At 74.4% G+C, this 19,332-nt stretch carries 7 protein-coding genes and 1 pseudogene; 3 read left to right on the top strand and 5 right to left on the bottom strand.

What is annotated here, in order from left to right; all coding sequences use genetic code 11:
• The first annotated feature begins 145 nt into the window (after window positions 1-145).
• Window positions 146-1,402, top strand: a complete 1,257-nt coding sequence (locus tag IEZ04_RS21115) for an MFS transporter (protein WP_189218500.1) — start codon at window positions 146-148, stop codon at window positions 1,400-1,402.
• 46 nt (window positions 1,403-1,448) lie between these two features.
• On the opposite strand, the gene IEZ04_RS21110 is transcribed toward IEZ04_RS21115, so the two are convergent.
• The 5 genes from IEZ04_RS21110 to IEZ04_RS36245 form a co-directional block, all read right to left on the bottom strand.
• Complete coding sequence (locus IEZ04_RS21110) at window positions 1,449-1,703, bottom strand: MbtH family protein (RefSeq protein WP_189218499.1); 255 nt, start codon at window positions 1,701-1,703, stop codon at window positions 1,449-1,451.
• Window positions 1,704-1,742: 39 nt separating this feature from the next.
• A complete protein-coding gene (locus IEZ04_RS21105; RefSeq protein WP_229821151.1) occupies window positions 1,743-2,519 on the bottom strand; it encodes a hypothetical protein in 777 nt (258 codons plus the stop codon).
• Between the two features lie 76 nt (window positions 2,520-2,595).
• Window positions 2,596-4,488 (bottom strand): class I adenylate-forming enzyme family protein, encoded by a 1,893-nt coding sequence (locus tag IEZ04_RS21100; RefSeq protein WP_189218498.1) that lies wholly within the window; start codon window positions 4,486-4,488, stop codon window positions 2,596-2,598.
• On the bottom strand, window positions 4,485-15,887 hold the full coding sequence (locus tag IEZ04_RS21095) for a non-ribosomal peptide synthetase (RefSeq protein WP_189218497.1): 11,403 nt from the start codon (window positions 15,885-15,887) through the stop codon (window positions 4,485-4,487). The genes IEZ04_RS21100 and IEZ04_RS21095 overlap by 4 nt, the downstream gene beginning before the upstream one ends.
• A 351-nt stretch (window positions 15,888-16,238) precedes the next feature.
• Window positions 16,239-16,409, bottom strand: a complete 171-nt coding sequence (locus tag IEZ04_RS36245) for a hypothetical protein (protein WP_229821185.1) — start codon at window positions 16,407-16,409, stop codon at window positions 16,239-16,241.
• Here IEZ04_RS36245 and IEZ04_RS35985 point away from each other — a divergent pair.
• Together IEZ04_RS35985 and asnB are read left to right on the top strand one after the other, a co-directional pair.
• A pseudogene (locus tag IEZ04_RS35985) lies at window positions 16,360-16,913 on the top strand (SDR family oxidoreductase). The gene IEZ04_RS36245 and the pseudogene IEZ04_RS35985 overlap by 50 nt on opposite strands.
• 382 nt (window positions 16,914-17,295) lie before the next feature.
• Window positions 17,296-19,137 (top strand): asparagine synthase (glutamine-hydrolyzing), encoded by a 1,842-nt coding sequence (asnB, locus tag IEZ04_RS21085; protein ID WP_189218496.1) that lies wholly within the window; start codon window positions 17,296-17,298, stop codon window positions 19,135-19,137.
• The last annotated feature ends 195 nt before the right edge of the window (window positions 19,138-19,332 follow it).

Here is a 19,332-nt window from a genome sequence, read left to right as displayed (position 1 = left end):
CGCAAGCGTGTGTGCCGACGGCTACTCTAGCGATAATGATTTTCATTAATCTAGTCGTCGCCGGTATCAGCGAGCCCACGAGCGACGGGAGTTGTCCCACGTGTCGACACCATCCGCATCCACCGCAGTACTCGAACCCCCTCCCGTGAAGCGGCGGTCCGTCCTGCTGGACGCGGCCTTCCTGCGGCTGTGGTCGGGGGCCACGGCGTCGGGTCTGGCCACCTGGGCGCTGCCGTTCGTCCTCGGCCTCGCCGTGCTCGACCGCACACTCACCGCCGTCGACCTCGGTCTGCTGCTCGCCGCCCGCACCGTGGGATTCCTCGCGGCGGTGCCCGTGGCGGGCGTGCTGGCGGACCGGCACTCCCGCCGGGGCGTCGTGCTGTGGGCGGGGCTGTCCGCGGGCGCCGCGGCCCCTCTGCTCGCCGCCGGGCTCGGCCGTTCGGTCTGGCTGACGGCGGCGGCCGCCGCCGTGGCCGGTGCGGGACAGGGCGCCTGCCGGCCGGCCTTCCAGGCGCTGACCGCCGAGGTCGTCGACGAGGACCGCAGGCAGCAGGCGAACGCCGCCATGACCCTGGCGGTCCGGGTCACCACCCTCGCGGGCCCCTCGCTGACCGCCCTGCTCGCCGTGTTCCTCGGCGTCCGGGCGCTGCTGCTGGGCATCGGCCTGCTCTGGCTCGTCGCCGCACTCGTCCCCGGACGCGGTGCCGGGAAGAGTGCCGCCGACCGTGCCGCCGCCCGGGCCGACGCGGGTGCCGGGGAGGGCTCCGCCGGTGCGGTCACCGGCAGGTCCCGGCTGCTGACCGAGTTCGCCGACGGCATCCGTGAGGCCCGCAGGCACCCGTGGTTCCTCGCCGGCCTGGCCGCGCTGACGGCCGTCATCGCCACCGGCTACTCCGCCACCGGTGTCGCCCTGCCCCTGGTCAGCCGGGACGAGTACGGCACCGAGGCGGTGCTCGCCGGCGCGCTGACCGCCTACACCGTCGGAGCTCTCGCGGGGGCCCTGATCGTCGCCCGCCTGCGTCCCCGTTCCCCGGGGCGGGCCGCGCTGGCAGGGCTCGCCGCCTACGGGTTCGCCCCCCTCAGCCTGGTGTTCCCCGTCCACCCCGGCGTGGTGCTGGCCGCCTACGCCGTCGCCGGGATCGGCATCGAACTGTTCAACGTGCCCTGGTTCACCGCCACCCAGCGCGAGGTCGCCCCCGACAAGCTCGCCCGGGTCTCCTCGCTGGACTTCCTGTTCTCCTACGGCCTCGCACCCGTCGGCCTGGCCCTCATCGCCCCGGCCATCGACGCCTTCGGACCCCGGTCGGTCCTCGCGGTCTGCGCGGCGGTCTGCTTCGCGGCGCCGGCCGCCGCCGCGCTCGCGCCCGGCGCCCGGCACTTCTCCCGCGAGGATCCCCGGTAGTTTTGGTGGTGCGCACCCGGCGCGGGCCGCTCCACCGGGGCCGCCGTCACGTCACAGGCTGTCCGTCCGGCACCGGCTGTCCGTCACCGGCCGTCCGGTCCATGGCGCGGGCCAGGCTCGCCGGGCGCATGTCCGTCCAGTTCTCCTCGATGAAGGAGAGACAGGCGTCCCGGGAACCGGCCGGACGCGCCACGTGCCATCCGTCGGGCACCGGTGCGAACTCCGGCCACAGCGAGTGCTGGTTCTCCTCGTTCACCAGGACGAGGTACGTGCCGTTCGGGTCGTCGAAGGGGTTCGTCATGCGAGTCAACTCCGTGGTCACAGCGGGTGATTCGTGGGGTCAGCGGGCCGTGCCGTCGTCCGGCGCCGTGACGCCCGCGCAGGTGGCGGCCGGGCTCCTGTCCTTGGCGAGGAAGATGGTCTGCGCCATCATCCGGTAGCCCGACATCCCCTCGCGCAGGGTCTCGATGGACTCCTCCGGGTGCACCGAGTCGATCACCGCGTTCGGGCCCACCGCGTTGAACTGGTGCGAGACGCCGCGCGGTATCTGCATGTCCACCCAGGAGTTCGGCGGCACGATCACGTTGTGCCGGTCCCGGTGCACCCCCGGCGGTGTGCCGGGCAGCGCGTCGGTGAAGGCGGTCAGCGGCCCGGTCCAGCCCGGCGCCGCGGGCCGCACGGTGATCGGGGACAGGCTGGACACCCGGATCGTGGTGTCCGGGCCGGTCATCATGCGGACGAACCGCAGCCCGGTGTGCAGGTGCATGCGGGAACAGATGTCGCGCTCGGTGGTGTCGTAGAAGTCCATCAGGTAGCGGTCGGCGAAGTAGCCCTCGAAGGGCGGCTCCAGCATGAAGACGTCCCCTTCCTCGAACTCCTGCGCCTGCTTCAGCTCCCCGGCCGGGGTGGGGTGCGCCCGCTCCTCGCGGTGTGCCGACCGGACCAGCCCGGCGAGGGCCTCGACCACGGTCATGGCGACGTCCGGCGGCAGTCGCACCACCGGGGTGAGCCGGTTGCGGCCCGGGTCCCGGTGCCGGCGGAGGTCGAGGATCTCGTCCTCGTGGTCGGGGGACCGCTTCATGCGGCCGGTCGTCGTCTCGGTGGTGTCGTGGCTCATCCGGTCGCTCCCGAAAGGTCGTCAGATGTCGGCGTCGGCGTCGGCGTCGGTGCCGGTGTCCGTGTCGGGTGTGGCATCAGTGTTCGTACGGTGCGGAATCCGGGCGCCGTGCCCACAGCACGCCGCCCAGGTCGTGGCGTCCGGCGCGCAGCACCGAGCAGCCCGCGGTCGCGCTCCCGCCCTCGCGCCGCCGGGCCAGCCACGCCCAGCGGTCCGTCCGGACGCCCGGCACGGCACCGCCGAGGAAGGACAGCAGCGGGCCCAGCGGCCAGCCGGGGCCGTCGGCCGCGGGCCCGTGCGGGAGCACGAGCAGCGAGCCGTCGCCGAAGCGGGCCTCGGTCCCCAGGGACACCGGCGGCCCGTCGAACCCGTGGCGGGCCGCCACGTCCGCGGCGAGTTCGGTGTGGAGCGCCAGGGGCCACTCGGTGAGCAGTGTGCGCAGCCACCGTTCCCTGGCCGGGGACAGCTCCGCCTCGGCCGCGCGGTGCCAGTGCTCCCGCAGGAAGTCGAAGGCGCCGAACACGGCCTCCTCGCCGCCCGTACCCGGTACGGGGCGGCCGTCGGCCTGCGCGGCCAGCGCCCGCAGGGCGGGGTCCTCGGCGCCCGAGCGCAGCAGCTCCTGTGCGGTGGCCGCCGCGCGGCGCAGCAGCCGTTCGTACCGGGCGGGGGCGGCCCGGCGCGCGCCGAGGACCCGGCCCATCGCCCTGCGCTGCGGCTTGCCGGTGGACGTCGCCCGGAACCCGCCGAACTGGACCACCGCGGGGCGCAGCGGCGCCCGCTCGTACAGGTCGCGCACGGCGGAGACCGGCTGGTCGGTGGCGACCAGCCCGATGTCCTGGCCGAGCGCGGGTTCGTCCACCGCGACCGCCGCGAACCGGCCGGTGAGGCCCGCCCGGCGCCAGCCGCGTTCGACGTCGAGCGGGTAGTGCTTCTCGCCGCCCCGGTTGATGCGCTCACCGGCGCGGCCGCGCAGGACCAGCAGGCCGTCGCGGAGTTCGCCCAGGTCGCCGGTGCGCAGCCAGCCGTCCTCCGTGACGGTGGCGGCGGTGGTGCGCGGATCCTGCCAGTAACCGGTCATCAGGTCCGGCGTCCTGATCCACACCTCACCGGCCTCCAGCCGCAGTTCGGTGTCCGGCAGCGGTGCCCCGACCGGCGGCGTGTGTTCCAGGTACTGGTCGCGGAAGCCGGCGTCGTCGAGCAGGGGCATGGTGAAGCTGAAGTTGACGGCCTCGGTCAGCCCGTAGCCCTGCCGCAGGCGGGGGCCGTACCGGCGGTGGAAGCGGCGGGCGAGGTCGCTGGTCAGCGGGGCGGCCGCGGTGATCAGGTACTCCAGGCCGTCCGGCCAGTCGGGGCCGGCCTCCAGCAGGTCCGCCAGCAGGGCGGGCACGATGGAGGCGGTCCTGGCCCCGGCGGCGTCCAGCGCGGCGAAGTAGCCGGCCGGGTCGAAGGCGGCCTGCAGGGTCAGCGGCGCGCCGGTGAGGTAGGTGCCGATCAGGGACATGACGAGCGCGTTGCAGTGGTACAGCGGCAGGCAGGTGCCGTGCGGCCGGTCCGGCGCGATGCCGTGCAGTGCCGCCGTTCTGGTGGCGTTGCCCTGTACGGCCCGCCGGCCGAGCATGACCCCTTTCTGCGGGCCGGTGGAGCCCGAGGTGAACATGATGAGGGCGAGGTCGTCCGCAGCCGTGTCCGCGTGCACGTCGGGCAGGCCGGTGCGGTGCACACCGTGGACGTCCACCAGGGCCGTCGCGGAGACGCGTCCGGCGATGTCCGCCACCTCCCGGCCGGTGGCGCGCGGGTGCAGCGGGACCGCGACGAGCCGCAGGTCGAAGCAGGTGAGCAGGGTGTCCGCCAGCCGGGGGCCGGTGGGCAGCCGGACCACCACCCGGGCGCCCGGCGGCAGTCCGGCGAGAGCACCGGAGCCGAAGCCGCCGTCGGAGTCGGTGCCGGTGCCGGCGTCTGTGCTGGTCAACGCAGTCTCCTCAGGCAGTCACGGAGCAGGCCCCCGACCTCGTCCACGTGCTGCGGCTGCATCACCTGGTGGTGCAGCGCCCCGACGTGACCGACCGTCAGGACACCTCCGACGAAGGGCCGCCACAGCTCGTGGTGCGGGACGCGGCGCGGCGCGTCGGCGTCCGCGGCCGCCTCGATGTACGTGGTGTCGCCGGGACAACGGGGCGGCCGGTAGGCCCGCGCGAGCCTGTCGTTGTGGCGCGACACCGTGATGACACGGTCGATGTCGTCCGGGGTGAACCGGGCGAACAGGCTCCCCTCCCGGTGCAGCAGGGCCGAGACGGTGCCGAAGTCCAGGTCGGCATCGGTGAACCGCCGGTCGTCGAGGCCCGCGGCCGTCAGCAGCACCCGCAGGACGCGCCGGTCGTCGACGGGCCGTCCCGGTCCGGCCGCGGTGCCCGCGACCGTGTCCACCAGGAACAGGGCCCCGGCCGGCTCGCCGAGTTCACGCAGCCGGACCGCCATCGCGTGCGCCACCAGTCCGCCGAAGGACCAGCCGACCAGGTGGTACGGCCCGCCCGGACGGACCGACCGCAGCAGCTCCAGGTACCGCTCGGCCGTCTCCTCGACGGAGCCGGGCAGATCGGTCACCCCGCCGGGGCCCTCGGCCTGGATGCCGTACACCGGGTGGTCGCGGTCGATGTGCCGCAGCAGCCCCGAGTACAGCCAGCTGATCCCGCTGAGCGGGTGGACGCAGAACACCGGTGCCGCCGTGCCGCCGGTCCGGAAGGGCACGAGGTGCGCGGAAGCGTCGTGCGACGGCGCGCGGTCCCGGTCCAGCAGCCGGCTCAGCGCGGCGGGCGTGGCCGTCTCGAAGACGTCGCGGATCGTGGGTTCCAGGCCGAGAACGGTCCGTATCCGGTCGGTCAGCCGGGCCGCCAGCAGCGAGTGCCCGCCCAGTTCGAAGAAGTGGTCGTGCGGACCGACCCGGGGCATGTCCAGCACCTCGGCGAAGAGCCGGCACATCAGGTCCTCGCGCAGGTTCCCCGGCGGCCGCGCGTCGACCGCGGCGGCCCAGTCCGGCACGGGCAGCCGGTCGCGCAGCAGCTTCCCGTTGGCGCCGAGGGGGAGCCGGTCCAGCGCGAGCAGACGTGCGGGCACCATGTAGTCCGGCAGGTGCCGGGCCAGGTGCGCGCCCACCGAGCGCAGGTCGGCGTCCGCGGGGACGACGTAGCCGACCAGCCGGCGGTCGTCGGCGCCGCGGTCGTGCACGGCCACCGCGGCCGCGTCGACGTCCTCGTGCATCGTCAGTACGGCCTCGATCTCGCCGGGCTCGACGCGGTGACCGCGGATCTTCACCTGGTCGTCGGTCCGGCCGTGGAAGCGCAAGGCCCCGTCGGCGGTCCAGGACGCGAGGTCGCCGGTGCGGTACATCCGGTGTCCCGCCGGGCCGAAGGGGTCGGCGACGAACCGGGTCGCGGTCGGTCCGGGCCGGTGCAGATAGCCCGTGGCCACGCCCGCGCCGGCCACGTACAGCTCGCCGGTCACACCCGGCGGCACCGGCCGCAGCCCGGCGTCCAGCACGTAACACCGTGTGTTCCACAGCGGACGTCCGAGCGGCACCGTGGCCGTCGCCACGGGGCCGGTGACCGGGTGCACGGTGGACCACACCGTGGTCTCGGTCGGGCCGTAGCAGGCCAGCAGCGACGCGGTGAGACCGGCCAGTTCCCCGGCCGTCCGTGCCGGTACCGCCTCGCCACCGACGACCGCGCGGACGTGCCGCAGCCGGTCCGGGCGCCGGGCCACGAGGGCCTGCCACAGCGACGGGGTCGCCTGCATCACGGTGACCCCGTGCCGGTCGAGCAGCGCGGCCAGCTCGTCGGGGTCGCGCAGCGCGTCCCGGTCGGCGATCACCGTCGCGGCCCCGGTGACCAGCGGGACGTACAGCTCGGGCACGGACATGTCGAAGCTCGCGGGCGCGGCGGCCAGCACCCGGTCCGCCGCGCCGACCGCGAGCCCCTCGCGCAGGGCGAGCACCAGGTTCGTCAGCGCGGCATGCGGGACGACGACGCCCTTCGGCCGTCCGGTGGAGCCCGAGGTGTACGTCACGTACGCCGTGTCCTCGGGCACGGGCGCCGGTTCCGCCGGTCCGGCGGCGACGGTGAGCCCGTCGTCGCCGGACCTCAGCACCAGCAGTGGACGGGCGTCCGCCAGCAGGGCCGCGATCCGCCGCGGCGGCAGCGCGGGGTCGACCGGCAGGTACGCGGCGCCGAGCGACTGGACCGCGAGGAACGCGGCGGGCAGGTCGGGGCCCCGCCCGAGCTGTACGGCGACCAGGCTGCCGGGACCGGCCCCGCGGGCGCGGAGCTCCGTCGCGACGCGGTCCGCCCGCGCGGCCAGCTCCCGGTAGCCGAGCACGGTGTCCCCGTGCAGCACGGCGGGTGCGTCGGGGGTGCGGAGCGCCTGTGCCTCGAACAGTGCGCCGACGGTGGTGCCGGGCACGTCGTGCGCGGTGTCGTTCCAGCGGGCGGTCAGCTGCTCGTGCTCGCCGGGGACGAGGACCGGGAGGTCGGCGATCCTGCGGTGCGGTTCCGCCGCCACCGCGTGCAGCAGCCGTTCCAGCCGGACGAGCAGCAGACGGGCGGAGGTGGGGGTGAACAGTTCGGTGTCGTACTCCAGCTCGCCGTCGACACCGTCCTCCGACCCGTGCTCCGTGTGCCGCTGCCACAGGCTGAACAGCAGGTCCATACGGGAGGCGCCGCCGTGCGAGGCGACCGGTTCGACCCGCAGTCCGGGCAGGTCGAAGTCGGCGGACGGGGTGTCCTGGAAGGCCAGCATCACCTGGAACACGGGGTGGGCGGAGAGCGAGCGCGGCGGGTTGACCGCCTCGACCACCTGCTCGAACGGCACCTCCTGGTGGGCGAAGGCGTCGAGGTCGGTGGCGCGCACCCGCTCCAGCAGCTCGGTGAACGTCGGGTTGCCGCCGAGGTCGGTGCGGAGTACCACCGTGTTGACGAAGCAGCCCACCGTGTCGTCCAGCGACGCGTCGTGGCGCCCCGCCACCGGTGTGCCGACGGGGACGTCCGCACCGGCGCCGAGCCGTGACAGCAGGGTCGCGACGGCGGCGTGCACCACCATGAACAGGCTGGTCCCGGTGGACCGGGCGAGCCGGGTCAGCCGCGCGTGCAGCCCGGCGTCCAGCGAGAACCCGACGGTCTCCCCGCGGTGCGCGGACACCGGCGGTCTGGGGTGGTCGGTGGGCAGCGGCAGCACCTCCGGGACGCCGCGCAGCTTCTCCGTCCAGTACGCGATCTGTTCGCGGAGGTCGCGTTCGCGCTGCCGGAGCGCGTAGTCGGCGTAACGCACGGGCCGGCCGGGCCACCGCGGGGCCCCGCCCGCGACGCGCGCCCGGTAGGCGGTGGACAGGTCGCGGGCCAACGGGGCCAGCGACCAGCCGTCCGCGGCGATGTGGTGCAGCAGGATGAGCAGGACGTGCCGGTCGGGCGCGGTCTCGAAGAGCGTGACCCGGACCGGGAGTTCGGTGCCGAGGTCGAAGACGTGCGCGGCCGCGTCGGCGAGCAGGCCGGGCAGCTCGGTCTCCGAGGTGGTCACCGCCTCGAACGACAGCTCCTCCGCCGTGCCGATGTGCTGGTACGGCTCGCCGTCGGCCTCCATGACGGTGGTGCGCAGACTCTCGTGCCGGACGAGCACGTCGCCGAGGGCCGCGCGCAGCTCCCCGGCCGACAGGGGGCCGGTCAGCCGGACCGCGAAGGACATGTTGTACACGGAGTTGGGCCCGGCGAACCGGTTGAAGAACCACAGTCTGCGCTGCGCGGGGGAGAGCGGGATCCGCTCCGGGCGGGCCGGCACGACGAGCCCGGCGCGCGGCGCGCCGGCCGGCTTCTCCGGCAGGTGCCGCGCCAGGTCGGCGACGACGGGCGCGTCGAACAGCGTGCGGATGCCCAGCTCGTGACCGGTCTCCGCGCGCACCCGGTTGATCAGCCGGGTGGCCAGCAGCGAGTGCCCGCCCAGGTCGAAGAAACTGTCCTCCGCGCCGACCTCCGGAATACCCAGCGTCTCGGCGAACAGCGCGCACAGCAGCCGTTCCCGCTCGTCCGCGGGCGGGCGGCTCACCGGCAGCGCGGTCTCCGGGCGCGGCAGCGCCCTGCGGTCCAGCTTGCCGTTGCCGGTCAGCGGGATCTCGTCGACCGGCAGGACGAAGGCGGGCACCATGTGCGCGGGCAGCACCGTGCGGGCGTACTCGCGCAACCCGGCGGGTGTCGTGTCCCCGGTCATCACGGTGTAGCAGAGCAGTCTGCCTCCGTCGGCGTCGGTGTCGGCGAGCACCACGGCCCGCTCCACGTCGGGGTGCCGTTCGAGGACCCGCTCGATCTCCCCGGGTTCGATCCGGTAGCCGCGGATCTTCACCTGCTGGTCCGTGCGGCCCAGGTACTCGAGCGTGCCGTCGGCCCGCTGCCGCGCGAGGTCACCGGAGCGGTACATCCGGGCGCCGGGCGCGCCGAAGGGGTCGGCGACGAAACGGCTCGCGGTGAGCCCGGGCCGCCCCAGATACCCCCGGGTCACTCCGGGGCCCGCCACGTGGATCTCGCCGGGGCAGCCCGGCGGCACCGGCCGCAGCGCGTGGTCCAGCAGGCGCAGCCGCAGATCGGGCAGCGCGGTGCCGATGACACCGGCGGTCTCGTCGGGGTCGGTCAGCTCGGCGTACGTCGAGTGCACGGTGGTCTCGGTGATCCCGTACATGTTGACGAGCCGCGGGCGGCCGGGGCCGTGCCAGGAGCGGATGCGGGACGGCTCCAGCGCCTCACCGGCGAACACGACGACCCGCAGCGCGGGCAGCCCGCCCGGTTCCGCCTCCGCCTCGGCCCGCATCAGCTGGTAGAACGCCGACGGGGTCTGGCTCAGCGCGGTGACCCGCTCCCGGGCGAGCAGTGCGAGGAGCTCCCGCGGCGACCTGGCGACGTCGTCCGGTACGACCACCAGGCGGCCGCCGCGGCCCAGCGCCGTCCACAGCTCCCACACCGACACGTCGAAGGCGTACGAGTGGAACAGCGTGTGCACGTCGTCGGCACCGAAACCGAACCGGGCGTCGGTCACCGCGAGCAGCCGCACGACGTTGTGGTGCGACACCACGACACCCTTGGGGGTCCCGGTGGAGCCGGACGTGTAGATCACGTAGGCGGTGCTGTGCGGGTCCACGGCCACACCGAGGTCGTCGGCCGGGGCGGGCGGGCGGGAGCCGGCCGGGTCGTCGGTGCCGTCGAGCACGAGCTGCGGGTGCGGCACCGGGAGCGGCGCGCCCGTCACGACGAGTACGGGTCCGGCCGCGGCCAGCACCTGCCGCACCCGCTCCTCGGGGTGCGCCGGGTCCAGGGGCAGATAGCTGGCCCCCGACTTCAGTACGGCCAGCACCGCGACCACCAGGTCGACGGAGCGTTCGAGCACGAGGGCCACCAGGCGTTCCGGCCCGGCGCCGCGTGCGACGAGCAGCCGGGCGAGGCGGTTCGCCCGCGCGTTGAGCTCCTGGTACGACAGCGTGGTGGTCCCGCAGGTGAGGGCCGGGGCCGCCGGCCGCCGGCGCACCTGCGCCTCGAACAGCGCGGGAAGTGTGGACGGAGTGCCCGGCGCGGGCTCCGCCGCGGCCTGAGCCGGGGTCTCCCGCTCGTCGGGCAGCAGCAGGTCGAGCTGCCCCAGCCGCGCCTCGGGACGCCCGGTGATGCGGTCCAGCAGGGCGCCGAGACGGTCGAGCAGACGGCGGGCCGCCTCCTCGCCGAACAGGTCGGTGCTGTAGTCCAGGCGCAGCCGCAGCCGGCCGCCCGGTACGGCGACGAGCGTCAGCGGGTAGTGCGTGCCGTCCCGCCCCTGCATCTCCCGCAGTTCCAGACCGGGCACGAGGCCGCGCAGTCCGTCCTCCCCGACCGGGTAGTTCTCGAACACCACGACCGTGTCGAACAGTTCGGCGTGCCCGGCGATCGACTGCAGCCGGGTCAGGTCGGCGTGCTGGTGGTCCAGCAGGGCCGACTGCTGGGCGCGCAGCTCCCCGAGGATCTCGGCGACCGACCGGCGCGGATCGAGACGGACCCGCACCGGAACGGTGTTGATCAGCAGGCCGACGATGCGTTCCGCACCGGGCAGTTCCGCCGGCCGGCCGGAGACCGTCGCGCCGAACACCACGTCGTCCCGCCCGGTCAGCGCGCCGATCAGGACCGCCCACGCCAGTTGCACGACGATGTTGGCCGTCAGCCCGTACCGCCGTGCCACGGCGTCGATCCGCGCGCTCGTGGCCTCGGCCGGCTCGGCCGTGAGCCGGCTGCGGGCCGCGGCCGAACCGCGCCGTCCCGGCCCGCCGACCAGCGTCGGACCGTCCACGGAGGACAGCAGCGCGCGCCAGGCGGCCTCGTCCGCGCGGGAGTCCCTGGTGGCCAGCCAGTCGAGGAAGTCGCGGTACGGCGGCGCGGGCGGCAGCGGGTGACCGGCGTACAGCGCGAACAGCTCCCTGATCAGGATCGGCATGGACCAGCCGTCCAGCAGGAGATGGTGCGTGGTCAGCACGAACGTGTGCCGCCCACCGTCCCGGTGGGGGAGCAGGGCCGCGCGGACCAGGGGAGGGGTGGCGAGGTCGAAACGCCGTCTGCGGTCGTGCTCCAGGAAGCGTTCGAGGTCCTCGTGCGCGGGCAGCTCCCGCCACTCCACGGCGGCGTCCGGGACGACGACCTGCACGGGGCGCCCGGACGGGTTCTGCCGGACGCCCGCGGAGAGCTGGGGGTGGCGCCGCAGCAGGCGGTGCAGCGCGTCGCGCAGCGCCACGGCGTCCAGGGTGCCGCCGAGTTCGAGGACGAACTGGACGAGGTACGGGTCGGCGCCGTCGTGGTCGTAGAGGGAGTGGAACAGCAGCCCCTGCGCGAGCGGGGGCAGGGGCAGCTCACCGGTCGCCCGGGCGCGCGCTCGCCGTGTCAGCGCCTCCAGCACCTCGAACCACCGCCGCGCGAGGCCGGCCACCCGTGCCTCGTCGAGCAGCCCGCCCGGCCAGGACCAGTGCGCCACCAGCCGGGGACCGTCCGGGGAGTCGGCGACCAGGGCGTCCAGTTCCACGGGGTGGCTCATCGCCAGACCGCCGCCGGTGGGCGCGCCGAGCCCCGCGGCGTCGGCCCGCACGGCCCAGTCCTCGTCGCCTCCCACGTCGAAGCGGCCCAGGTAGTTGAACGCGAACTGCGGCGCCGGCCGGGCGGCCAGCACCGGCCCGCTCTGCGGGTTGAGGTGGCGCAGCAGCCCGTGGGCCAGCCCCGCGCGCGAGCCGTCCCGCACACAGGACCGCACCATGGCCACCGCCCCGTCCAGCACGGTCGGGTCGGTACGGGCGTCCGCCCAGGAGCACCCCGGATCGAGCACCACGGGGAACAGCGTGGTGAACCAGCCGACCGTACGGGACAGGTCCAGGTTGCCGGCGAACTCCTCGCGGCCGTGCCCCTCCAGGTCCACGAGGAGCGTGTCCGGTCCCTCCCGCCAGTCGGCGGCGGCCAGGGCGAACGCGGTCAGCAGCAGGTCGTGCACCGAGCAGTCGAAGGCCGCGGTCGCGTCGGTCACCAGACGCCCGGTGAGCGCGGCGGGCAGGGTGACGGAGTGCCGGCGGCGGGTGTCCTCGGTGTCCACCGCGCCGTCCAGCGCACGGCCGGCGACCGGGGGGTCCTCGGGCGCGTCCCGCCACCGGGGGAACTCCGCGAGCACGGACGGGTGGTGCGCGTGCTGGACCAGTGCCCTCGCCCACTGGGGGAAGGAGGTCCCCGTCGGCTGCAGCCGCGGGACGCGTCCCAGCCGTACGGCCTCCCAGGCAACCCGCAGGTCCTCCTGGAGGATGCGCCAGGAGACACCGTCGACGGCGAGGTGGTGCACGGTGAGGGTGAGCTCGCCCCGCTCCGCCGGCCCGGCGTCGCGCCAGCTCGCGTGCACGACGCGCCCCTGTCCGGGGGTGAGCACGGTGTCCGGGTGGTTCAGCTCGACCGTGGCCCGGGGCAGCACCGTGAGCATCCACAGCCCGTCCACGACGGTGAGCGAGAGCCGCAGCATGCCGTGGTGGTCGACCAGCGCCTGCACCACCGCGCGGACCTGCGCCGCGGTGATGCCCGCCGGGGTGCGCACCGTCAGCGACTGGACGAAGCCGTCGACCGTGCCGCCGCGCCCGCGCAGCCAGTGCATGACGGGCGTCAGCGGGACCGTGGGGTCGTCCGCGTCGCCCAGCGCCACCCGGTGCTCCCGGTCCGTCCCCGCGTCGGCGCCGACGGCGGCGGCCAGGGCGGAGACGGTGGGGGTGCGGAACACGTCCGGCGTGGTGACGGACAGCCCGGCCCGCTGCGCCGCGCCGGCGAGCTGGATCGCCTTGATGCTGTCGCCGCCGAGCCGGAAGAAGTCCCGGTCGAGGGGAACGCTGTCCAGGCCGAGGATCCGGCCGAACAGCTCGGCCAGCCGGCGCTCCGCGGCGGTGCGGGGGCTGCCGGCCGCGTCGGTGCTCCCGGCGCCCGCGGCGGTCCCGGTGTCCGGTGCGGGCAGCGCCGCCCGGTCGAGCTTGCCGTTGCGGGTCAGCGGCAGCCGGTCCACCGCCACCACGGCGGACGGCACCATGTACGGGGGCAGCCGGTCCGCCAGGGCGTCGAGCAGCGCCGTCGTGCCGCCCGACGTGGCCACGTAGGACACCAGTCGCCGCACCCCTGGCCGGTCCTCGCGCAGGACCGTCGCGGCCTGCCGCACGCCGGGCTCGGCCAGCAGCGCGGCGTCCACCTCGCCCGTCTCGATCCGGTAGCCGCGCAGCTTGACCTGTCCGTCGCCGCGCCCGACGAACTCCAGCCGTCCGTCGCGGTTCCAGCGGGCGAGGTCGCCCGTACGGTACACACGGGCGCCCGGCGGCCCGTACGGATCGGCCACGAAGCGCTCGGCGGTCGCGGCGGCCCGGCCGAGGTAGCCGCGTGCCACACCGGCGCCCCCCACGTACAGCTCTCCCACCACGCCGGGCGGTACCGGCCGCAGCGCGTCGTCGAGCAGCAGCACCCGCTTGCCGTCCAGCGGCGCACCGATGGGAACGGGCCCGGTGTCCTCCGGCGGCTCCGCCACGGCGAACCTGGTCGCGAAGACCGTGGTCTCGGTCGGCCCGTAGCCGTTGACGACGGTCAGCTCCGGCAGCGCGGCGCGTACGGCGCGCACCGCGGCGGGGGACACCACGTCGCCGCCGGTCCAGATCTGCCGCAGCCCGCCGAGGCAGCCGGGGTCGTCCGCGGCGACGGCGTCGAACAGCCCGGCGGTCAGCCACAGTCCGGTGACGCCGGTGTCGGCGGTGATCCGGGACAGTGCGGCCGGGTCCAGCCGTCCCGGCGGGGCGACGACCACCTCGCCACCGGTCAGCAACGGCACCCACAGCTCCAGGCTGAACGCGTCGAAGGCGTGCGGTGAGTGCAGCAGCACCCGGTCCGCGCCGCCCTCGGTCCACCACCGGTCGGCGGCGAGCCCGGCGAGGTCGCCCTGGGTGATCGCGACCCCCTTGGGCCGCCCCGTGGACCCGGAGGTGAACATGACGCACGCCAGCGTCTCCGGCGCGATCCCGGGTGTCACGGCCTCCGCGGTGCCGCGCGCGTGGACGTCCAGTCGCCGCACACCGAGGTCACGCGCCCGCGCGACGACCGGATCGCCCTCGGTCCCGCGCTCGGTGATCAGCAGCCGGGCGCCCGCGTCGGACAGCACGGCCTCCTGCCGGGCGGGCGCGTCCTCGCGCTGCAGGGGGACGTACGCCGCGCCGGCCTTCAGCACGCCGAGCGCCGCGACGACCAGGTCCACCGACCGGTCGAGCAGCAGCGCGACGGTCCGCTCCGGGCCCGCGCCCGCCGCGGCGACCTCGGCCGCCAGCGCCGTGCTGCGCGCGTCGAGTTCGCGGTAGGTCAGCCGCTCACCGGTCGCGGCCGAGCGCACCGCGTACGCGTCGGGGGAGCGGCGCACCCGCTCGGCGAACCGGCCGACGGCCGTACCGGTGCGCGGGACCGGCACGGCGCGGCCCGTGCCCAGCGCCGCGCTGTGCCGGCGCTCGCCCGAGGTGGTCGCCGCCAGCCGTGCCAGCGGGGTGTCCCGGCCGGCCTCCGTCATCTGCCGCAGCACGTGGAGGAACCGGCCGGCGACGTCGCGCAGCAACTCCTCGCTGTGGTTGGCGGGATTGGCGTCGAAGTCGAGGCGCAGCCCGCCGTCCCCGCGGTCGTACGCGACGATCGAGAGGTCCTCCGACGGCGGCGCCTGCAGGTTGTGGACGGTCGCCGTCACCCGGCCGAACCGCAGCGGCCGGCCGAACCGCTGGATGTTCAGCACCGGACCGAAGAACCTCCGGCCACCGTCGCCCTCGGTGCCTTGCGAAGGTCCCAGCTCGCGTCGCAGGTGTTCACCCCGGTACCGCTGGTGCCGGCGCACCAGCCGCAGTTCCCCGGCGACCTGGTCGAGCAGCTCACCGACGGTGGCCGCCGGGTCGGCGTGCAGCCGCAGCGGGAGGACGTTGGCCGTCATCGCGGGCACGGCCCGGGCGAGTCCGGGCGCACGGCCGGCGACCGGCAGGCTCAGTACGACGTCGCGGCTGCCGGTCACGGCGTGCAGGTAGACCGCGGTCACCGCGGTGAGCAGCCGGGTCCAGCGGTGCCCGAGCCGTTCCGCACCGGCCCGCAGCCTCGCGAACTCCTCCTCGGACAGCGTTCTGGTCAGCCGCAGCGAACGGTCCGAGGCCGGGGCCGGACGCGTGCCCAGGCTGAGGAAGTCCGGCCGCCCCGCCAGCCGGTCCCGCCACCAGTCCCGGTCCGCGGCGTGTTCGGCGGAGTCCCGGTAGGCGGCCTCGGCGCGCACCAGGGAATCGAGTCCGCCCCAGCCGCTCCCCGGAACGGCACGGCCGTCCAGCAGACAGCCGTAGACCTCGGCGACGCGCTCGGCGAACAGCGCCATGCCCGCGCCGTCCAGGGCGATGTGGTGGACGCGGTGGAAGAGCAGCGAGCGGTCGTCGGCGACGCGCAGCACGGCGCCGAGGAACAACGGCCCGTCGTCGCTGCCCCCGGCCGCGGCCGTCCGGGCCCGCATCCACTCCAGTGCGGCGGCGTCCGGATCGGGTGCCTCCCGGAGGTCGACCACCTCGGCGGTGTGCTCCGTACCGGGCACGAGCCGTTGCACGGGCGAGGAGTCAGCCGTCCCGGAGACACGGACGTTGACCGCCTCGCAGTCGGCCGCGGTCCGGGTGACCGCGGCGGCCAGGAGGCCGGTGTCGACGGCGCCGTCGAGGACGAGGTACTCCGCCTGCTGGTAGGCGCCGGGCCGGGCGAGACCGGCGCGTTCCGCGAGCCAGATGCCGAGCTGGGCGTCGGAGAGCTGCAGGGCCTTGCCGTTTTCGGGCATGAGAAGAAGCATCCCCATCGGTCATGCCGACGTTGCGTCGGCGACTGCCGTCGGATGTGGCGGGTCGGTACCGGGAATCGACCGTTCCATCGAAACACGGAAGGCAATGGGAGAGTAAAGGGCGGGCAATATGAGCAATGTCACGATTATGTGACGCGGGGTCAGGAACCCTGGTGGGCAAGACGCTCTGCCGGTCCGAGCGGAACGCTCCTCACCTGGCCGGGTAAAGCACAGGCCACGGTGATTTCACGGCAGTGGCTGCACTCGTGGAATGTGTGAAAGGCCGTCGAGGACGGTCGTCGGTGAGACGGTGAAGCCCGTGGCACGGGATCCCGTCGGCCCGGGTGTGCGTCAGGCGTGGAGGACGGTCATCTTCAGGCCGACGTCCGGGACCGGCAGCGGCGTGCGGACGGCCGGCGCGTCGACCCGGCCCCCGGGCAGGGCGCGCGCCTCGTCACAGTCCAGGTGGAGGGTGCGGACGCGGGCGTCGGGACGGCGGCTGCGCAGATCCCGATTCGGCACGGTCGACGCCCTGTTCGCCAACGCCGGCGTCAACGGCTTCGCGCCGTTCGAGGCCGCCGGTGAGGAGCTCTGCGACCAGTTGACGGCCGTCGACGCCAAGGGTGCGTACTTCACGGTGCACAAGCCCGCTCCGCTGCTGGCCGAGGGTGGCGCCGTGGTGCTGACCACCTCCGTCGCGAACGTGCTGGGCCTGCCCGCGCTCGGCGCCTACGCCGCCGCCGAGGCGGCCGGGCGCTCGATGCCCCGCGGTCCGGCCCGCGAGCTGCTCCCGCGGGGATCCGCGTCGACGCGGTCGGCCCCGGCCCGATCGACTCCGGCATCCTGGAGGCGCCGATGCCCCGGGAGGCCGCGGAGCGGGCGAAGGTGCAGACGGCCGCGGAGAACCCCGTGCTGCGCCTGGACACCTCCGCCGAGGTCGCCAGGGCCGTGGCCTTCCTCGCCTTCGAGGCCACCTTCACCACCGGCGCCGAACTCGCCGTCGACGGCGGCGGTTCCATGCTCTGACCCCCCTCCGTGCTGCTCGCCGGCCGCCGGCGAGCAGGTGCGCCGGTCGTGTCGTGTGCAGGCTGTCGTATACGGGAAATATGGCAAAATGGGCATACCGGATGGGTTTGCTCGGCGTTGGTGAAGTTTTTGACCGTGGCCGATCTCGCGCGGTCGATGCCGTTCTCTGCCGGGAGCGCGGCAGGTGCGCGGTCATCAGCGGTTATCGCACATGCAAAGTCCGGCCGAAAAGCCGGGGGTCGCGCCGGCGTTTCGATGTTACGGCCGCGTTGACCCGGGCGGGTCCTCCGGCGGAGGCTCGAGATGTTAGGTGCTCGATACAACTGGTTTGCTCGGCGGCTCCTGGGCGGGCCCCGAGGCGGACCGGACGCAGGAGGTACGCATGTGCGGCATCACCGGCTGGGTCTCCTTCGACCGCGATCTGCGCGCCGAGACCGCGACACTCGACGCGATGACCGAGACGATGGCCTGCCGCGGCCCGGACGACCGCGGCACCTGGGCCGAGGGGCCCGCCGCGCTCGGACACCGCAGGCTGGCGATCATCGACCTGCCCGGCGGCCGTCAGCCGATGACGGCCGACACCCCGCGGGGCACGGTCGCGCTCGTCTACTCGGGCGAGGCCTACAACTTCACCGAGCTGCGCGGTGAACTCGGCCAGCGCGGCCACCGCTTCACCACCGACTCCGACACCGAGGTCGTCCTGCGCGGCTACCTCGAATGGGGCGAGGCCGTCGCCGAGCGCCTCAACGGCATGTACGCCTTCGCGGTCTGGGACGGCCGCGCGGACAAGCTCGTCATGATCCGCGACCGCATGGGCATCAAGCCCTTCTACTACGCCCCGACCTCCGACGGCGTGCTCTTCGGCTCCGAGCCCAAGGCGGTCCTCGCCAACCCGCTGGCCCGCCGCCGGGTCACGCTCGACGGCCTGCGGGAACTCTTCACCATGATCAAGACGCCGGGCCACGCCGTGTGGGACGGCATGCGCGAGGTCGAGCCCGGCACCGTCGTCACCGTGGACCGCCAGGGCCTGCGTACCCGGCGCTACTGGGAGCTGGAGACCCTGCCGCACACCGACGACCGCGACACCACCGTCGCGACGGTCCGTTCGCTGCTGGACGACATCGTGCGCCGGCAGCTCGTCGCGGACGTCCCGCGCTGCACCCTGCTCTCCGGCGGACTCGACTCCTCCGCCATGACCGCGATCGCCGCCCGGCAGCTCGCCGAGCACGGCGAGAAGGTCCGCAGCTTCGCCGTGGACTTCGTCGGGCAGACGGAGAACTTCGTCGCCGACGAGCTGCGCGGCACACCCGACACCCCGTTCGTGCACGACGTGGCCCGCTCGGCTGGCACCGACCACCAGGACATCGTCCTGGACTCCCAGGCCCTGGCCGACCCCGAGGTGCGGGCGAGGACCGTCAGGGCGCGCGACCTGCCCATGGGGTTCGGGGACATGGACGCCTCGCTGTACCTGCTGTTCCGGGCGATCCGCGAACACTCCACGGTCGCCCTGTCCGGTGAGTCCGCCGACGAGGTGTTCGGCGGCTACCTCCAGTTCTTCGACGAGGAGGCGCGGAACGCCGACACCTTCCCGTGGCTGGTGCGGTCCGGCCGGGACTTCGGTGAGGACGCCGACCTGCTGCGCCCCGAACTGACCAAGGAGCTCGACCTGCCGTCGTACGTGGCCGACGGCTACCGCGCCGCCGTCTCCGGTGTCCGGCGGCTGGACGGCGAGAGCGACTTCGAGTACCGGATGCGGCGCATCTGCCACCTCCACCTGACCCGGTTCGTGCGCATCCTGCTCGACCGCAAGGACCGCGCCAGCATGGCCGTCGGCCTGGAGGTCCGGGTGCCCTTCTGCGACCACCGGCTCGTCGGTTACGTCTACAACGCGCCCTGGTCCCTGAAGTCCTTCGACGGCCGGGAGAAGAGCCTGCTCAGGGAGGCCACCGCGGACGTACTGCCGCGGTCCGTCTACGACCGGGTCAAGAGCCCCTACCCGTCCACGCAGGACCCGAAGTACGCCGCCGCCCTCCAGGAGCAGACCCGGGAGCTGCTGTCCCGGCCCGACCACCCGGTGTTCGGCCTCGTCGACCGGTACCGGGTCCGGCGGGCGGCGGAGCGCGACACCCCGATGAACACACAGGCCGCGCGGCGCGGTCTGGAGCGGACCCTCGACCTGGCGGTCTGGCTGGACCTCTACCGACCGGAGATCTCGCTCCGCTGACCCGGTCCGTGGGCGGGGCCGGGGGAACCGTCATACCCTCGCGCATCACGGAGAGTGCGCGAGGGTATGACGGTTGCGTGGCTGCCCGCATGCTCCTGTGATCCGCCACATGCTTCCGTAAGGCAAACGTAAGGCAAACGGAAAAACCGCGTCACTGCCGTATGGCGGAACGGAGTTGTCCGCACTGCGAAGACG

Source organism: Streptomyces ruber, from assembly GCF_014648075.1.
GTDB lineage: Bacteria > Actinomycetota > Actinomycetes > Streptomycetales > Streptomycetaceae > Streptomyces > Streptomyces ruber.
Note: the sequence above shows the minus strand (reverse complement) of the source record. Positions and strands in the feature narration are given on the sequence as shown.

Coding starts and splice junctions, on each gene's coding strand:
- IEZ04_RS21095 (WP_189218497.1), bottom strand. CDS start 15,887: ATGCCCGAAAACGGCAAGGCCCTGCAGCTCTCCGACGCCCAGCTCGGC.
- IEZ04_RS21110 (WP_189218499.1), bottom strand. CDS start 1,703: ATGACGAACCCCTTCGACGACCCGAACGGCACGTACCTCGTCCTGGTG.
- IEZ04_RS21105 (WP_229821151.1), bottom strand. CDS start 2,519: ATGAGCCACGACACCACCGAGACGACGACCGGCCGCATGAAGCGGTCC.
- asnB (WP_189218496.1), top strand. CDS start 17,296: ATGTGCGGCATCACCGGCTGGGTCTCCTTCGACCGCGATCTGCGCGCC.